The sequence below is a fragment of the Pedobacter sp. PLR genome (assembly GCF_026239675.1).
In the GTDB taxonomy this organism is placed as follows: domain Bacteria; phylum Bacteroidota; class Bacteroidia; order Sphingobacteriales; family Sphingobacteriaceae; genus Pedobacter.
In genome coordinates this window covers 192,498-208,845 of sequence record NZ_JAPIVQ010000010.1, presented here as the reverse complement: position 1 = coordinate 208,845, position 16,348 = coordinate 192,498, and the positions used below count along the sequence as shown (strand labels likewise).

Sequence of the window (16,348 nt, the reverse complement as noted above, 5' to 3'; positions counted from 1 at the left end):
CTGGATAAATTGAGGATTGCTAAAGTGGGCCAGATTCCATAAAGATTAGGGGGCCAGATTTTTGGAATAAAGTCAACTATTCAGGTGTTCTTCCGCCAATTGTAATATAGTGTGGTTTTTCCACTTACTGGCTAGCTGCTGAATTATCTATTGCTCAGTTTGCTAAACCATCTGGGATGGTAGGATATATTTATAGGAATGGTTATCTTTACAGCAGTAGATTTTAATCGCAAATTTGACTCATGACAACCATAACCTTAGAAGTTCCGCATAGCTTAGGGGAGTATCAAAATGATACAATAAGATTTATAGCAGCTAAATTATATGAATCGGGGAAACTTTCCTTAGGTCATGCTGCTGATATGGCCAGGCTAAGCAAGCGAACCTTTGCTGAATTACTTAACGATTATGGTGTTTCCTTTATCAATTATTCTACTGATGATTTAAATGATGAACTTGACAGGATCGCGGGAATAAAGACTGGTGAGAAGTAATCGCCTTATTGCTCTGCTGGTTTTTCTTTTGATGTTAGCGATCTCTGCCAGCGCTCGTATATACCCAGGGTCAACAATAACTGCAAAATCTGCGATCTTCGTAGCCCCAACAAACCCTGAATTAGACAGCTTATTAAAAGAGCTCGATCAAACCATTCAGTATAGGAAAATCTACTCCGACAGGAGGGAAGCCCGGATATCCGGACTGAAACAGCAACTCAAATCTTCCGGCTTATTAAAAGAAAAGACTGCGCTATCAAAAGAGAACACGGACTTATCTAAAGAAAAGATTTACAACATTAACAGCAAACTTTACCAGGAATACCAGCCTTATCAAAGTGATTCTGCGATAAAATATGTCAATTCCAATCTGGAAATCGCGAACCTGTTAAAAGACCAATCAAAAATCTCGGAGTCTAAATTGCAGCTTTCTGCACTTTATGCCATTGCAGGGATGTCCATGGACGCAGCCAACATATTGAGAAGTCTGCATTCAGATCAATTGACAACAAACCTGAAAATCGGTTACTACCAGGCCTACAAAGACCTTTACAGCAATCTTGCGGCCTATCATAACGTAAACACCGGCTTATACCGCCAATACAATGCGGCATACAGAGACTCCTTACTGCAAATCCTGCCAAAAAACTCCAGAAACTACAACGGCGTTTACGCAGAAAAATTAAGCAGCTCCCGGAAATATAAAGCAGCAGAAAAGATCCTGTTAGACCTGCTTGCCGGAGTAAAAACGAAAAACCACGAATATGCAATCTGGAGTTCCGCATTAGGAAATGTCTATAAAAATCTGGGAAACACGCCGCTACAGCAAAAGTATTTTGCGTTATCGGCCATTTCAGATATACAGAACGCGATTAAAGAGAACACTTCATTACAGGAACTGGCCATTAGCCTCTATGAGACCGGCGATTTAGACCGATCCTACCGATACATCAAATGTTCTATGGAAGATGCGATTTTCTGTAACGCAGCCTTGCGTACCATCGTAATCTCTAAGATTTTTCCAATCATCGATGTGGCCCACCAAACCAAAGCAAAACAGCAAAGAACCCAGTTGTTGATCCTGCTCGTATTGATTAGTGTGCTTTCTGCCGGATTAATTGCCGCGGTCATCTACGTGATCAGGCAGATGAAAAAAGTGGAAAAAAGCAGACTGGAACTCCAGGAAGTAAACCACCTGTTAAAGACGCTGAACCAGGACCTGCAAAGCGTAAATCAACAATTGAACGCCTCAAACAGTCAACTTAGCGAGGCGAACCGAATTAAAGAAGAGTACATCGGAAACTTTCTGGACCTCTGTTCCAACTACATCAACAAACTGGAAGATTACAGAAAAGCGCTAAACAAGAAAGCCACTACCGGCAGCATGGAAACCTTGTTGAAAATGTTGAAATCAACAGAACTGATGACTACAGAGCTGAAATCACTGTACAAGAATTTCGACGATACCTTCCTACACTTATACCCTGATTTCGTATCCGCGTTTAACAAACTGCTGGTCGCAGAAGAACGCTTTGAGCTTAAACCCGGAGAACTAAACACCGAACTAAGAATTTATGCTTTGCTAAGGTTAGGCATTCATGACAGTGCAAAGATTGCTGCTTTTCTACGCTGTTCTATGAGCACTATTTACAATTACAGAACAAAAGTGAGGAATAAAGCCATTGTCCCACGTGAAAACTTCGAAGATTACGTCAAAGAAATCGGTACAATAGCTCCGTTTTAACCGTGTAAGCTCTACATTTTAAGGATTGAAAAATAATATCAATTAGCTGTTAATCAGTAAATTAATCTTATTTTGGTTCTACATTTTTAAAAACCGGAGGTTGATTAAAGAAATTCGCGGTTACTTTTGAATCGGTAGCCCATTTGGGCTCTTCAACCAAATTTAATATACAGGTATGAGCACCTTTCAATTTCGCAACCCTATCCGTATGACCCGCATTTCTAAGTTCATTCTGATGATCTGTTTCTGTTGTACGACGACCTTTTCCGTAAACGCCCAGGAGATAAAATCTCCGGACAACAACCTGACTTTAAAGTTTAGCCTCGGCAATGCCGGAACCCCTACATATCAGCTTTCCTATAAAGGCAAAGCGGTCGTTAAACCCAGTACACTCGGTTTTCAATTGAAAAATGCGCCGGATCTTTTGAACGGTTTTGAGATTGCAGACACTAAACAAAGTACATTTGATGAGAGCTGGAAACCGGTTTGGGGAGAGGTAAAGACCATCCGCAACAACTACAACGAACTTGCAGTAACCATCAAACAGCCTGCGAGCGATCGCTTTATCATTGTTCGCTTTAGACTGTTCAATGACGGTCTGGGTTTCAGATATGAATTCCCTCAGCAGAAAAACCTGAACTACTTCACGATTAAAGAAGAAAAAACACAATTCGCTTTAGCCGGAGACCACAAAGCATTCTGGTTACCTGGTGATTATGATACCCAGGAATACAGTACCATGACTTCAAACCTATCTGAAGTTCGTGGAAAAATGAAAGAAGCGGTAACGCCAAACGTATCACAAAAGACCTTTTCAGAAACAGGATTACAAACTCCTTTAATGATGAAAAGTAAAGATGGCTTGTACATCAATATCCATGAAGCCGCATTGATCAACTATTCAACCATGTCTTTAGAGTTGAATGATAAAAATATGGTCCTTGAATCTGTATTGACGCCGGATGCAATCGGTGATAAAGGCTATATGCAGGCACCTGCGCAGTCGCCATGGCGTACGGTTATTGTGAGCGATAAAGCTGGCGATATACTCCTGTCTAAAACCATTTTAAACTTAAACGAACCGACTAAATTCAAAGATACGGACTGGATCAAACCGATCAAATATGTTGGTGTATGGTGGGAAATGATCACCGGAAAAAGCACCTGGGCTTATAACGACCTGGACAATGTTCAGCTGGGTGTAACCGATTACAGCAAAACAAAGCCGAACGGTAAACACGCTGCAAACACTAAGAGAGTAAAAGAATACATTGACTTCGCGGCAGAAAACGGTTTGGATGCAGTGCTGGTAGAAGGATGGAATGAAGGCTGGGAAGATTGGTTCGGAAAAACTAAAGACTATGTTTTCGACTTCGTAACGCCTTACCCTGATTTCGACGTCAAAGAACTGCATCGCTATGCGGCAGCTAAAAATGTAAAAATCATGATGCATCATGAAACCTCATCGTCTGTGCGTAATTATGAACGTCATCTGGATACAGCATACAAGTTTATGGTAGATAACGGCTACAACGCAGTAAAAAGCGGCTATGTAGGTAATATTATCCCAAGAGGTGAGCATCATTACGGACAATGGCTGGTAAATCACTATCAATATGCCTTAGAAAAGGCTGCGGAGTATAAAATCATGGTGAATGCGCATGAGGCTGTAAGACCTACAGGATTGAGCCGCACTTTCCCAAATTTGCTGGCTAATGAGGCGGCAAGAGGGACAGAATATGAAGCTTTTGGTGGAAACAACGCCGATCATACGACTATTTTACCTTTCACCAGATTAATGGGGGGACCAATGGATTATACACCAGGAATATTCGAAACTAAAATCAGTGCCTATAACCCGGAAAACAATTCTTTCGTACACAGTACGCTTGCCCGTCAGCTGGCGCTATATGTGACGATGTATAGTCCACTGCAAATGGCTGCAGATTTACCGGAAACGTATAACAAGCACAAAGATGCTTTTCAGTTTATCAAAGATGTAGCGGTAGACTGGGACGATACGAAAGTATTAGAAGCAGAACCCGGAGATTACATTACATTCGCCAGAAAAGCCAAAGGAACGAACAACTGGTTTGTAGGAAGTACCTGCGATGAAAATGGCAGAACTTCTAAAGTAAATCTGGATTTTCTGGATGCCGGTAAAAAATACATAGCAACCATTTATGCAGATGCAAAAGATGCTCATTATGAGCATAATCCTAAAGCTTATGTGATTAGAAAAATTAAGGTAAGTAAAGGCGCTAAATTAAGTCAATATTGTGCGCCGGGTGGTGGATATGCCATCAGTATTATCGAAGTAAAATAACCCTCGTTAAATAGTACCCCCCTAAAGATGGCGCTTTCGTATTGTTCGGAAGCGCCTCTTTTTTTGTTATAGAATTTATACTTTTGAGAACGATGAATGGGAAACAAGTCTATATAGTCCATGGTTACATGGCAAGCGTTAAAGATCATTGGTTTGAATGGATAAAGACGGAACTTGAAAAAGAAGGAATACCTGTCCATATATTAGCCATGCCAGATTCCGGTAAACCACAACCAGAGGCATGGATCAATCATTTAAAAGAAAATGTGAAGATCACCGGCGAGACTTATTTTGTAGGTCATAGTTTGGGTTGTATTTCTTTGCTTTTGTATTTAAACCGGTATAAACTGAAAACCAGCGGTATGATCCTGGTTGCCGGTTTTTTAGAACAATTAAAAGATATTCCGGAGCTGGACAGCTTTTTAGAAGAGCAGATTTCTACGACAGCGCTGATTCAAAATGTGCCTAAAAGATTGGTAATAGCTGCTATTGATGATGATGTTGTCCCTTTTGAGCTCACAAAAAAGCAGGCCATAGCACTGGATGCCCCACTAGTCGCAATACCTAATGGGGGGCATTTTCTGGGGAGAGACGGTTATAGTGACTTTCCTGAACTTTTGAAGGAATTGAAAACAATGTATTCCTGATTTTTAAATGCGAATGAAGATAAAATCAATAATTGCGGTCGGCGGAGGCTGACCTTTGTTCTTCTGGCGAATTTCTGGTATATTTAGGTAGCCGCTTGTAAATAAATTATAAGTCGTTATATCTTTCAGCCTTGAACTCGATCCTTACTAATTCCAGCCCTATTTATGGCGACGAGGTACTTAAGATATTTGTATCCGTGCTTTGTGGTAGTATCCTTGGTTTTGAGCGGGAAATCCGTGGTAAATCTGCCGGATTTCGTACGCTGGCACTGATCTGCTTCGGCTCCACCATTTTCACCATATGTTCTTATGTGCTGGGTGTAGACGCTAACCGCGATCGTGTAGCAGCGAATATCATTACTGGTGTTGGCTTTTTAGGCGCTGGGGTGATATTCAGGAATAACATCTCCGTTTCCGGCATTACAACGGCAGCTTCGATATGGATCTCTGCTGCAATAGGGATGCTGGTGGGGATTGGTGCTTATGAATTGGCAGGAATTTCTATGGTGCTAGCTTTGTTTATCCTCTATGCGATGGATTACATCCAGTTCTGGATAGATTATCGCTTTCAACACCGTGATTATAAGGTTGTATTAAATCTTGTGGAGTCCAGTTTATTCCTTACCGGGCAGTTGGGAAACCTAAAATTGAAATGTACGAATATCAAGGTATTGCGATCAGGCGGGCAGTTGACCTGGTATGCGCAGATTTCCGGAAGAGGAGATAGGCTCGAGGTTTTTAACAACTGGTTACTCAACCAGGAGGCAGTCAGCTCTTTTGAATGGTAATGTTAACCGGTAACAGGAAAATCCGGCTTACTGAAGGGACAATGCTTTTTGAAGCTGTTGTTCCAGTTTGGGTAGGTATTTGCTTGCAAAGCCGACAATCGCGGTATCCGGTGCTTTTTCGGCTCCTTTAAAAAGCGTGATGTCTTTTCGTAAGCCCTGTATCATGATTCTTAAGTATAGCTTTTCAAAATATTCAACCTTCATTTCGCGCATTTGCTGAATGCGATCCTGCTCTTCCCGGGGGAGGGAAGGAGGGAATTTTATCCCTTTCGAACCAGCCAATTGCCTCAATGAGGTATTGATTTCTTCGTAATTTCCGGCCATTTGCGCGCCATAGGTTTTTAATGTTGGTTGAACCGCTTTTTCAGCCGCAAGTTGTCCTAATGCAATAGCCTGCATCCCGTCAATTGCAGCACGTTGTATAAACATAGCCTCCTGTAGGTGCTCCTCAATGGTTTTCTCTTCAGCTATCTCCGGATTTCCGGAAGGACGACAGAATTGGAAGATTAGCATCACAAGGCACATCATCGTCAATAACCTGCAATTCTTCATGTTTTGAGATTTGTTAACATTAAACAATGTTCAGGCATAACTGTTTTATAGGGTTGTAATCAAATCTTATGAAAGGGCTGCCAAATCTCATCAAAGCACAAATACGGAAAAACGGTGCGATATCTTTTTGTGATTACATGGAGATGTGCTTGTACCACCCAAGGGTTGGTTATTACTGTACAGAGGCAATTAAAATCGGCAAGCAAGGTGATTTTTATACCAGTGCTTACCTCGGTAATGTATTTGGTGCACTGCTTGCAAAAAAAATGGAAGAACTATGGTGTTCCATGGGGAAAAATCCCTTTACCATTGTAGAGTATGGTGCAGGTACCGGTAAACTGGCTGAAGATATCCTTTCTGTGCTGAAAGGTAATACCGAAATGTACCAGGACCTTCGCTATTGCATCATTGAAAGAAGTCCGGCGATGGTAGACCTGGAGAAAGCGAGACTCCTTGAAAACAGCCTCATAGAGAAAGTAGAATGGCATACTGATATTGCAGAGATCAAAGGCATTCGGGGTTGCATATTCTCCAATGAGTTACTGGACAATTTCCCTGTCCATCGCGTCATCATGAAGGAGCAACTCATGGAGATATTTGTAGACAATGGCTTTAAAGAAGTGCTGAGGCCCGCATCTCCGGCATTAACCGACTACCTTTCTGCGTTAAATGTGGTGCTTCCTCCAGGTTTCCAGACCGAAATCAATCTCCAGGCAATTTCATGGATCAAAGCAATTGCAGCAGCCTTAACGCAAGGTTGTGTCATGACGATTGATTACGGTGATGTGAGTAAGGAAATGTATAGAAGCAGCAGGGCGGAAGGAACTTTATGTTGTTTTAAAAACCATACCATTAATGAGGATTATTACGCCAATATCGGCGAACAGGACCTGACTACCCATGTTAATTTCTCAGCCTTAAGTTATTGGGGAAGGAAATATGGCTTAAAGGACGTGGTATTTACCAGTCAGGGGGAGTTTTTGCTGCATATGGGTTTCAATGAATGGCTGATGAAAGCTTTCTCCGGGGAAAAAGACATCGCATTAGCCGCGCGAAAAATAGCGATGCTCAGACATGCCTTAATCATGGATATGGGCTGTAAATTCAAGATCCTGATTCAGGAAAAGGGAATGGCAAAGGAAAGTGCAACAGCAATAGAAGGCGCGGAGTTTTCTAAATAAGGTTAAAAGTTCAATACAATCTTCCCGTTTAAGCCACCCGAAGAAACCAGATCCTGTGCTTCCGCTGCTTGTGCTATATTCATTACTTTGGCGACATGAACCTTGATTTTATTCGATTCTACCAGCCTTTTTCCGAAGTCCAGCTTCTTATGAGCGCCGACAGCACTGATAAATTGTGCACTAATCCCATATTTTTTTGCCAGTTCATCATCAGTTGGCATCACAATACTCAATAATCTGCCTCCTTTTTTCACCAATGGGTAAGATTTTAGCTGTGTTTCTCCGCCAACCAGATCAACCACCATGTCGGGATTATCTACCAGTTTACTAAAGTCCTGCGATTTGTAATCAATCACCTCATCGGCGCCTAAGGAGCGGATAAATTCCAGTCCGCTGCCAGAAGCCGTGGCGATCACATAGGCCCCCAGGGCTTTTGCCATTTGTAAGACGATACTACCTACACCGCCGCCAGCCCCGTGAATCAAGACCCTTTCTCCCGGTTGCAATTTTCCTGTTTCTACTAAAATACTGTAAGCCGTATTTAATGGAACCGCCAGGGCTGCAGCCTCATTCATGCTCACCTGATCCGGAATCAGTGACACCGTTGCTTCGTTAATACACACATATTCAGCATAGGTTCCATGGGATGCCGTAGCAAAAACAAGGTCGCCAACTTTAAACCTGGTCACTGCTGAACCAACAGCTTCTACCATTCCGGATGCATCGGTGCCCGGAATATGGGGGAAGGTGATCGGAACAAAGGCTTTCATGGCACCGGATCGGTTCTTGATGTCGAAAGGGTTGATGGTGGTGGCCACCACTTTAATCAACACTTCATGGGCTGTTGGGACAGGTACCGGGATTTCTTGTAACTGTAATACTGAAGAATCTCCGTAAGCATTGAATTGAATGGCTTTCATAAGCTTTAATTAGGCAAACACAAAATACGAATTAATTCCTATCTTAACCGCCAGAACCTTTGATTATCTAAACCAAATTCGTTACTATGAACAAGAAACTTCTTTTAATGGCTGTAACTGGCATGCTCAGTTTTGGATCAGCTGATGCGCTGATTGCCGCTCCGTACCTTACAAGCTCTTCCGCCGTACAAGATATTCCGGGAAAAGACCTGATCGGTCGCTGGGACATTACCGTGGATGAAAACGGGAAATCTGCACCTTCCTGGCTGGAAGTGAAATTGTCCGGTAACCGTACCCTGGTTGGTTATTTTGTAGGATCTTCGGGCAGTGCCAGACCAGTATCAGAAGTAAAGTTCGCGAATGGTAAATTCAGCTTTAAAATCCCACCACAATGGGAAAGCGGCGATCAGGATTTCGTGATAGAAGGAGAATTGAAAGGTGCAGAAATTCATGGCACAATGCTGACCAGTGAAGGCAAAAAATACAATTGGACAGGAGTGAAGGCCCCTTATCTGAAAAGAACAAGTCCGGTAGTCTGGGCAAAACCTATTGAATTATTCAATGGAAAAGATTTAACCGGTTGGAAAGCCTTAGGGAAAAACCAATGGGTGGTTAAAGATGGTGTGTTGAGCAGTCCGCAGTCCGGTGCCAACCTAATCTCCGACCAGAAGTTTGAAGATTTTAAATTACATGTAGAATTCAAATATCAGAAAGGCAGCAATAGCGGCGTGTATTTAAGAGGCCGTTATGAAGTACAGATTGAAGATAGTCCGAAAGATGCGCATCCTTCCAGCGTGTATTATAGCGGAGTTTACGGGTTTTTACCACCAAGTGAAATCGCTGCCTTAGGACCTGATAAATGGCAGACTTACGATATTACATTGGTCGGCAGAATGGTGACCGTAGTTGCGAATGGTAAAACAGTCATCAGCAACCAGGAGATTCCAGGAATTACCGGCGGTGCATTAGACAGCAATGAAGGGGAACCGGGACCGATCTATTTCCAGGGAGACCACGGACCTATCGAATTCAGGAAAATTGTGATTACACCTGCTAAAAAGTAATCTGGTTAACACCTAAGCTGATCCTCGATTAGCTTTATCAAAAAATATTATCGGTTATCAAAAGCTAAGAAAGCAATTTGATAACCGATATAAATATTCCAATATTTATAATGCCATCCTCGTTATGCCGTTATAATATCCCGAAGCCCTGCGTTTCCGCTCCATTTTCTACAAAGAATTAGCATATTGCATTTATGTACAAATTTACACTTGAACTGTTGTTTCAGATCATAGGGATAGGTTCTGCCTCCGGTTTGTTGTTGAAAAACGACCAGTTGAACATCATTAGCGATAATGGTACTTACCTGTATGCCTATGAAATGAAGTCTGCTCATTTGACACCTTATCCGTTGACAATTGCTCCTTCGGAAAACATAGTGAAAAAGCTGAAGCCTGATTTTGAAGCAATGACTACCCATGGGAAGGTGCTGTATATATTCGGCTCAGGTTCTACGGAAAACAGAAATCAGCTGGTTAAGGTAGATGCAACAACTAAAAAGGTGATTTCTACGGCTAATATTTCTGTTTTATACCAGAAAATGCAAAGGCTGGCCCATATCAATTCGGAGAACTTCAATATAGAAGGGGTTGTTTTTACCGGGAAGGACTGGTATTTCTTTAACCGCGGTAATGGTGGAGCAGGCAAAAACGGCCTGTTCAAAGTGGAAGGAACAAGCCTTGTTAAACCTTCGAAGCTCAGGTTTAAGGAAATCCGGTTGCCAGAAATCAAAGGGGTTCCGTTTGGTTTTACGGACGCGGTAGAGGTTGATGGCAAACTGTACTTTTTAGCAGCTGCGGAGGACAGCAATTCCACCTATCAGGATGGAGCTGTTTTTGGGACCTTAACCGGGGCTATTGATATAGAGAAAATGACGCTGGATTTTACACAACAAATCAGCGATAAACATAAATTTGAAGGTCTGACCTTGCAACATAAAACAACCGGGGAACTCAGCTTTCTTTTATGCGAAGACAATGACTCAGACCAATTACAAGCTGATATTTATCAATTGAAGCTGAAAAGATAAACCATGAAAATGAAAAGTATTAACTGGGGAATGATTGGTTGCGGCGACGTGACAGAAGTTAAAAGCGGACCAGCTTTTAATAAGGTGCCAAATTCATCATTGGTAGCTGTAATGCGTAGAGACGCAGCAAAAGCAAAGGATTATGCACAGCGCCATGGCGTACCAAAATGGTATGATGATGCCCAGCAGCTCATTGATGATCCGGAAGTAAATGCCATATATATTGCCACTCCTCCAGCTCAGCATGAAGCTTATGCGCTAATGGCCTTTGCTGCGGGGAAACCTGTTTATGTGGAGAAACCAATGACCTTAAACGCAGCCTCAGCCATCAGGATGAGAGATGCATCGCTAAATACAGGGGTCAAATTGAGTATCGCACATTACAGACGTGCCCAGCCTATGTTTTTAAAAATCAAAGCATTGCTGGAGGACCAGGAAATAGGAGCGGTAAGGTTGGTGCAACTCAAAATGTTTCAACCGGAACATTCTGATCAGATTGCAAATTCAGAAACGAACTGGAGGTTAGACCCTGCAATTTCTGGTGGTGGATTGTTCCATGACCTTGCCCCACATCAGCTGGATCTGATGGTTTTCTTTTTCGGGGAGTGGATATTCGCCTCCGGATTGTCCATCAATCAATCCGGAACAGGTCTGGTCGATGATTTGGTCACCGGACAGGTCTGGTTCAAAGACGGAGTGGTCTTTAGCGGAAGCTGGTGTTTCACCGTTTCAGCACAGGATAAAACAGATTCATGCGAAATTATTGGTACCGCAGGAAAAATTAGCTTTCCGGTATTTGGACATCAGCTTACCTTAACAAAAGGTGGTGTTGCTAAAGTGTATGACTTTAGCCCCTTACCACACGTACAACAGCCAATGATTGAGCAGGTAACTGGTTATTTCTTAGGTCAGACAGACAATCCATGCTCCGCAGAAGAAGCCATATTGTCTATGCAGCTAATGGACCGATTTACCGCGAAACCTTAACGTTTTTCTGGCTCTGATTGATCGACACCGTCTTTTCCATCTTTAAATTCACGGATTCCCTTCCCTAATCCGCCTAACAGCTCAGGGATTTTTTTACCACCAAACAGGAGGAGGACCACAACAAGGATAACCAGGATTTCCTGCGCGCCCAAAGCGGCAAGTAAAGGAGTATTTAACATCGTTTATTTATTTTATGATTTGTGTATTAAACTTTAACTTCTTCTTGTGGTTCTTTAACTGCTTGTTCCGGCTCTTTAGCCTGTTGATCTTTCCCCATGATTTCATCGTCTAAACCAGCGAGGTTTATATTTTTATGAATCTCGCGTTTAACACCCTCCGAAGCATCCTTGAACTCACGGATTCCTCTGCCGAGGCCCTTTGCCAGTTCCGGAAGCTTCTTGCCACCAAATAATAAAAGGACGACAACCAGGATGAGCATGATTTCTCCACCGCCCATATTTAAGAATTCCAATAACACCATGTTCAATAATTTAAAGGTTTTAGCAAAGCTAATGGCAAGAGATTAAAGCGGGATTAAAACGAAATTAAAAATGCCTGTGAATTTTGAGAATTGCTGCTATAACCTTTTATGCAATAGCAGCAGGGATTTGCCCGTTAGAATTTTCAGGCTGGAAATCGCTGTATCAAGCCTGAAAACGCTGGAAATAGGGTTCAAGGCTTTTTGAAACAATTAAAAACTGATCTTGCAGGGATAAAATGTCAGCCTAAATGTGGTTTACAAGGGAAATGTTCGGATTTAACTAAATTATTAGTGTTATTTGATAAATAATTATATTTTTGGGTATAAATTAAATTTTAAATAAATCTATTCTTATTTTTCGCTCTCATGGATCACATATTGGAACAGCCTATAATGTTTAAGAACTTAGAAATTGCAAATTTATCTATCGGGGACACGCTTATCAATTTAGGCGAGGTTCTGGAAATCTCAGAATGTGAAGATTGTTATTCCCTGGTGATTGCCAGGAGAGGACAGCGACAGGTCTGGACATTCGGAAAAGAAGAAGAAGTGTACGTTTCATAAACGTCCATTTCATAAATCAAAGAAAAATTGCGGACTTAGCTCTGGTGCTTAAATGCAGCAGGTGTAAGTCCGGTATTCTTTTTAAAGTAGTTGTTGAAATGCGCCGGATAGTCGAACCCAAGACAATATCCGATTTCTGCTACATCCCAGTCCGTTTGCTTCAATAGTGTTTTTGCCTCCGCTATAATTCTGTTGCTGATCATCTGCGTTGTGGTTTTCCCTGTATGTGACTTAATTACGTAATTCAGGTGGTTTACATGGATATTGAGCTGGTCGGCAAAATCCGAGGCACTCCTCACCTTTAAAGGATTTGCCGGAGAATCTACCGGGAATTGTCGCTCCAGTAAGTCGAGGAATCTGGGCGTAATGCGGTCTGAACTGTCTGTAAGCGCAGGAGCCAGGCTGGCCGATTGTATCTTAATCCCCTCATGAATGATCAGTTTTAAAATACTCCGGATGACATCAAACTTATACTCATAATCACTCTTTAATTCATCGATCAGTTGCAGGAAATACCCGTTAACGCGTTGATGCGCATCTTCCGTTAAAAAGCAACAGGGAGAAATGGCCGGGTTAAACAGGGGGCATATTCTTTCCAGTCCTTTTTTCAAATCGGGGGAAATAAAAGCATCATTGAACAGACAATAATAACCTTTCTGTTCTTCTGAGGTTGATTCCCAGGAGTAAGGGAGCATCGGGTTCGATAAAATCAATGCCGGCCTGTCAATTTCAATCACCTCATTTGCCATATGAAGTCTGCCTTGCCCGATGTTCAGGAATATTTTATAATGATCCCTTCTGTTGTATGGACTCACTTTGCTGCAATAACTGCGCTCTTTAACATTAAAATGGCCTGGATTTCCGGAAAAGTTCAATAATTCTGCAGGAATGATCTGGTTGGTTCTTTTGTAAAACTGATCAATGGTTTCAACAGTTGGCATAAAAGGTCTGGGGTCAATTGAATATTTCAAAGATTAAATATAGAATAATTTGTGCTTGCAATTGACGGGTATTCCTTAAACAGGTAACTTTTACGCGATAATATACCAACCATTCCATAAGAATGCCATTTTTGTGTGTTACCCATACCATTGACTATAAATGTCATGGTTACAAAATTAACCGAATGAAACAGACCGAAAACTATAAACCCATGACTAAAACCTTGCTCAGTTTATTACTGGTGGCAGGTTTAAGCACCCAAGGGTATGCGCAGGAAAACCTGACCTACCAATTACCCCCGAAAAGTATTGTTGACCTGGTAGATGCGCCTGGTAGTCCGACAGTACGTTTTAACAAAGACGGTAGCCTGATGTTGCTGCTTTCTTCACCCGGATATGCTTCCATCGAGCAGGTTGCTCAACCCGTGATCGGACTGGCAGGCATCAGGGTTAATCCCGCCAATAACTCCACCGAAGGGGAAGTGTCAGGTATCTATAATGATTTAACGATTAAAGACCTGAAAACCGGAAAAGAAAATAAGGTAGCCGGATTACCGGAGAAAATGAGAATGACCAATATCAGCTGGAATGCAGACGGGAATTTCTTCGCCTTTAGTAACAATACCCTAACCGGAGTGGAGCTGTGGTTGGTAGATGTCAAAAACCTTAAAGCCAACAGGCTAACCAATGGGTTGTTGAACGATGCTTATGGCACAACTTTACAATGGCATCCCGATGGGAAACGTATCCTTGCGCAGTTTATACTGCCAGCGCGTGCTGCGAAACCGCAGGAAAACATAGTGCCTTCGGGACCGGTGGTTCAGGAAAACATGGGCGTAGTGACGCCTTCAAGGACGTATCAGAACTTACTTCAAAATACTTATGACCAGAGCCTGATGGGCTATTACCTGAGTTCCGAATTGCAGGAGGTAGATTTAAAAGGTCAGGTGAAAAAGATTTCAGGTCCGGCAATTTATCGCAAAGCAGCATATTCACCGGATGGGAACTTCCTGATGGTGCAGACCATCGAGAAACCTTATTCTTATCTGGTGCCTATTTACTATTTCCCTTTCCAGACTACGATTCTGGATACAGCAGGAAAACCAGTGAAAGAATTGTACCATGCCCCCTTAGCGGAGAAATTGCCGACTGGTTTTGACGCCGTAGCGATGGGCCCGCGTGCTTACGAGTGGAGAAATGATGCGGCGGCAACGATCGTATGGGCCGAGGCGCAGGATAAGGGCGATCCAAATGTGAAAGCCGAAGTTCGTGATGCTTTATTTATGCTTAAAGCTCCTTTCTCAGCTACTCCGGTAAAGCTGGTTAGTATGGCTTCGAGATTTGGAGGGGTAGAATGGGGCAACCAGAATTATGCGGTCCTCAAAGAACAATGGAGAAAAAGCCGGACGGCGAAAATGACTTTGATCAATCCGAAAAGCGGAAAGATCCTGAAAGTGATTACTGAAGGTTCTTCAGAAGATACTTACAAAGATCCCGGAGATTTTCTATATGGCAAAGGTCCATTCTCCGCCAGGGTATTGTTGTTTGATAAAGCTGGTGTAGTTTTCACCAAAGGCGCAGGTGCTTCCCCACAAGGAGATCGCCCTTTCCTGATGAAATGGAACCTGATGACCAATAAACAGGATACGCTGTTCAAGTCTAAAGCGCCTTATTATGAGGAGCCTGTGTTTTTTAACAATACCGGAAAGGTTTATATTTCCAGAGAATCAACGGAAGAAACTCCGAATGTTTTTGCACTGAACCTGAAAAATAAGTCGGAACAGGCATTAACGAATTTCTCTGATCCTTATCCGAGCTTAAAAGGTGTACAAAAGACTTTGCTTTCTTACCCTCGTAAGGACGGGATTAAGCTTTCTGCAACACTATATCTGCCGAAAGATTATAAAAAAGAAAACGGTGGATTACCGGTCCTGATCTGGGCTTATCCACGTGAATTTAAAAGTCTGGCAGCAGCCGGACAGGTGAAAGGTTCTCCGTATCGCTTCACAAGGCTGGCTTTCCGCTCGCCGGTGTTTTGGGTAACCAGAGGCTATGCGGTATTGGATCAGGCAGATATGCCAATTGTTGGAGAAGGAAAAGATGAACCTAATGATACTTTCCTGAAACAGATTGAAGACAATGCCACCGCGTTGATCAATTATGTAGTGGATATGGGCGTGGCCGATAGAGGGAGAATCGCAGTAGGAGGACACTCTTATGGTGCATTCATGACCGCCAACTTATTGGCTCATACCAATCTTTTTGCTGCGGGAATCGCCAGAAGTGGTGCTTATAACCGTACGTTAACACCTTTTGGTTTTCAGGCCGAGGCCCGTACCTATTGGCAGGCAATGGACGTTTATAACAAAATGTCGCCCTTCAATTATGCTGATAAAATTAAAACACCTTTACTGATGACTCATGGTATTGATGATGAAAACTCAGGAACTTTCCCGATTCAGAGTGAGCGTTTATATAGCGCGATTAAAGGTCATGGAGGTACAGTGAGATTGGTATTACTACCTAAAGAATTCCATGGTTACAGAAGCAGGGAATCGATTCTTCATACGTTCTGGGAGCAGGATCAGTGGTTGGAAAAATACGTGAAGAACAAGAAATAAAAAGCACTCT

16 protein-coding genes are annotated in these 16,348 nt (G+C 42.4%); 11 read left to right on the top strand and 5 right to left on the bottom strand.

Annotated features, from left to right (window positions below; all coding sequences use genetic code 11):
• The first annotated feature begins 242 nt into the window (after positions 1–242).
• From OQX61_RS22350 to OQX61_RS22330, 5 genes are all read left to right on the top strand, one after another.
• Positions 243–494 (top strand): UPF0175 family protein, encoded by a 252-nt coding sequence (locus tag OQX61_RS22350; protein ID WP_265844049.1) that lies wholly within the window; start codon positions 243–245, stop codon positions 492–494.
• 31 nt (positions 495–525) lie between these two features.
• Positions 526–2,238 carry a DUF6377 domain-containing protein gene (locus OQX61_RS22345; RefSeq protein ID WP_265844048.1) on the top strand — a complete coding sequence of 571 codons (1,713 nt, stop codon included), beginning with the start codon at positions 526–528 and terminating at the stop codon, positions 2,236–2,238.
• A gap of 175 nt (positions 2,239–2,413) precedes the next feature.
• The gene (locus tag OQX61_RS22340; protein WP_265844047.1) at positions 2,414–4,564 is read left to right on the top strand and encodes a glycoside hydrolase family 97 protein; all 2,151 of its coding nucleotides are present in this window, start codon (positions 2,414–2,416) and stop codon (positions 4,562–4,564) included.
• 92 nt (positions 4,565–4,656) lie between these two features.
• Entirely contained in the window at positions 4,657–5,211 is a 555-nt protein-coding gene (locus OQX61_RS22335) for an alpha/beta hydrolase (protein WP_265844046.1), read from the top strand.
• Positions 5,212–5,342: 131 nt separating this feature from the next.
• Positions 5,343–5,999: an MgtC/SapB family protein gene (locus OQX61_RS22330; protein ID WP_265844045.1), complete on the top strand. Its 657-nt coding sequence runs from the start codon at positions 5,343–5,345 to the stop codon at positions 5,997–5,999.
• Positions 6,000–6,026: 27 nt separating this feature from the next.
• Here the strand turns inward: OQX61_RS22330 and OQX61_RS22325 are convergent, their stop codons facing one another.
• Positions 6,027–6,551 (bottom strand): DUF4142 domain-containing protein, encoded by a 525-nt coding sequence (locus tag OQX61_RS22325; RefSeq protein WP_265844044.1) that lies wholly within the window; start codon positions 6,549–6,551, stop codon positions 6,027–6,029.
• A gap of 68 nt (positions 6,552–6,619) precedes the next feature.
• Between OQX61_RS22325 and OQX61_RS22320 the strand changes: the two genes are divergently transcribed.
• A complete protein-coding gene (locus tag OQX61_RS22320; RefSeq protein WP_265844043.1) occupies positions 6,620–7,732 on the top strand; it encodes an SAM-dependent methyltransferase in 1,113 nt (370 codons plus the stop codon).
• 2 nt (positions 7,733–7,734) lie between these two features.
• Here the strand turns inward: OQX61_RS22320 and OQX61_RS22315 are convergent, their stop codons facing one another.
• Entirely contained in the window at positions 7,735–8,652 is a 918-nt protein-coding gene (locus OQX61_RS22315) for an NADP-dependent oxidoreductase (protein ID WP_265844042.1), read from the bottom strand.
• Between the two features lie 86 nt (positions 8,653–8,738).
• Between OQX61_RS22315 and OQX61_RS22310 the strand changes: the two genes are divergently transcribed.
• The 3 genes from OQX61_RS22310 to OQX61_RS22300 all read left to right on the top strand — a co-directional run bounded on the left by OQX61_RS22310 (position 8,739) and on the right by OQX61_RS22300 (position 11,731).
• On the top strand, positions 8,739–9,716 hold the full coding sequence (locus OQX61_RS22310) for a DUF1080 domain-containing protein (RefSeq protein ID WP_265844040.1): 978 nt from the start codon (positions 8,739–8,741) through the stop codon (positions 9,714–9,716).
• 194 nt (positions 9,717–9,910) lie between these two features.
• Positions 9,911–10,744 carry a hypothetical protein gene (locus tag OQX61_RS22305; protein ID WP_265844039.1) on the top strand — a complete coding sequence of 278 codons (834 nt, stop codon included), beginning with the start codon at positions 9,911–9,913 and terminating at the stop codon, positions 10,742–10,744.
• Positions 10,745–10,753: 9 nt separating this feature from the next.
• Positions 10,754–11,731, top strand: a complete 978-nt coding sequence (locus OQX61_RS22300; RefSeq protein ID WP_265844038.1) for a Gfo/Idh/MocA family oxidoreductase — start codon at positions 10,754–10,756, stop codon at positions 11,729–11,731.
• Here the strand turns inward: OQX61_RS22300 and tatA (OQX61_RS22295) are convergent.
• Together tatA (OQX61_RS22295) and tatA (OQX61_RS22290) are read right to left on the bottom strand one after the other, a co-directional pair.
• Positions 11,728–11,910 (bottom strand): twin-arginine translocase TatA/TatE family subunit, encoded by a 183-nt coding sequence (gene tatA, locus OQX61_RS22295; RefSeq protein ID WP_265844037.1) that lies wholly within the window; start codon positions 11,908–11,910, stop codon positions 11,728–11,730. The two genes, OQX61_RS22300 and tatA (OQX61_RS22295), sit on opposite strands and share 4 nt — an antisense overlap.
• Positions 11,911–11,936: 26 nt before the next feature.
• Positions 11,937–12,212, bottom strand: coding sequence for a twin-arginine translocase TatA/TatE family subunit (gene tatA / locus OQX61_RS22290; protein WP_265844036.1), 276 nt, complete (start codon positions 12,210–12,212; stop codon positions 11,937–11,939).
• A 393-nt stretch (positions 12,213–12,605) separates the two neighbouring features.
• Here tatA (OQX61_RS22290) and OQX61_RS22285 point away from each other — a divergent pair, with 393 nt between their 5' ends.
• Complete coding sequence (locus OQX61_RS22285; RefSeq protein ID WP_265844035.1) at positions 12,606–12,776, top strand: hypothetical protein; 171 nt, start codon at positions 12,606–12,608, stop codon at positions 12,774–12,776.
• A gap of 35 nt (positions 12,777–12,811) precedes the next feature.
• On the opposite strand, the gene OQX61_RS22280 is transcribed toward OQX61_RS22285, so the two are convergent.
• The gene (locus tag OQX61_RS22280) at positions 12,812–13,747 is read right to left on the bottom strand and encodes an AraC family transcriptional regulator (RefSeq protein ID WP_265844034.1); all 936 of its coding nucleotides are present in this window, start codon (positions 13,745–13,747) and stop codon (positions 12,812–12,814) included.
• 155 nt (positions 13,748–13,902) lie between these two features.
• Between OQX61_RS22280 and OQX61_RS22275 the strand changes: the two genes are divergently transcribed.
• A complete protein-coding gene (locus tag OQX61_RS22275) occupies positions 13,903–16,338 on the top strand; it encodes a prolyl oligopeptidase family serine peptidase (RefSeq protein ID WP_265844033.1) in 2,436 nt (811 codons plus the stop codon).
• Positions 16,339–16,348 lie beyond the last annotated feature (10 nt).

Coding starts and splice junctions, on each gene's coding strand:
- OQX61_RS22350 (WP_265844049.1), top strand. CDS start 243: ATGACAACCATAACCTTAGAAGTTCCGCATAGCTTAGGGGAGTATCAA.
- OQX61_RS22345 (WP_265844048.1), top strand. CDS start 526: ATGTTAGCGATCTCTGCCAGCGCTCGTATATACCCAGGGTCAACAATA.
- OQX61_RS22340 (WP_265844047.1), top strand. CDS start 2,414: ATGAGCACCTTTCAATTTCGCAACCCTATCCGTATGACCCGCATTTCT.
- OQX61_RS22335 (WP_265844046.1), top strand. CDS start 4,657: ATGAATGGGAAACAAGTCTATATAGTCCATGGTTACATGGCAAGCGTT.
- OQX61_RS22325 (WP_265844044.1), bottom strand. CDS start 6,551: ATGAAGAATTGCAGGTTATTGACGATGATGTGCCTTGTGATGCTAATC.
- OQX61_RS22320 (WP_265844043.1), top strand. CDS start 6,620: ATGAAAGGGCTGCCAAATCTCATCAAAGCACAAATACGGAAAAACGGT.
- OQX61_RS22315 (WP_265844042.1), bottom strand. CDS start 8,652: ATGAAAGCCATTCAATTCAATGCTTACGGAGATTCTTCAGTATTACAG.
- OQX61_RS22310 (WP_265844040.1), top strand. CDS start 8,739: ATGAACAAGAAACTTCTTTTAATGGCTGTAACTGGCATGCTCAGTTTT.
- OQX61_RS22305 (WP_265844039.1), top strand. CDS start 9,911: ATGTACAAATTTACACTTGAACTGTTGTTTCAGATCATAGGGATAGGT.
- OQX61_RS22300 (WP_265844038.1), top strand. CDS start 10,754: ATGAAAAGTATTAACTGGGGAATGATTGGTTGCGGCGACGTGACAGAA.
- tatA (WP_265844037.1), bottom strand. CDS start 11,910: ATGTTAAATACTCCTTTACTTGCCGCTTTGGGCGCGCAGGAAATCCTG.
- tatA (WP_265844036.1), bottom strand. CDS start 12,212: ATGGTGTTATTGGAATTCTTAAATATGGGCGGTGGAGAAATCATGCTC.
- OQX61_RS22285 (WP_265844035.1), top strand. CDS start 12,606: ATGTTTAAGAACTTAGAAATTGCAAATTTATCTATCGGGGACACGCTT.
- OQX61_RS22275 (WP_265844033.1), top strand. CDS start 13,903: ATGAAACAGACCGAAAACTATAAACCCATGACTAAAACCTTGCTCAGT.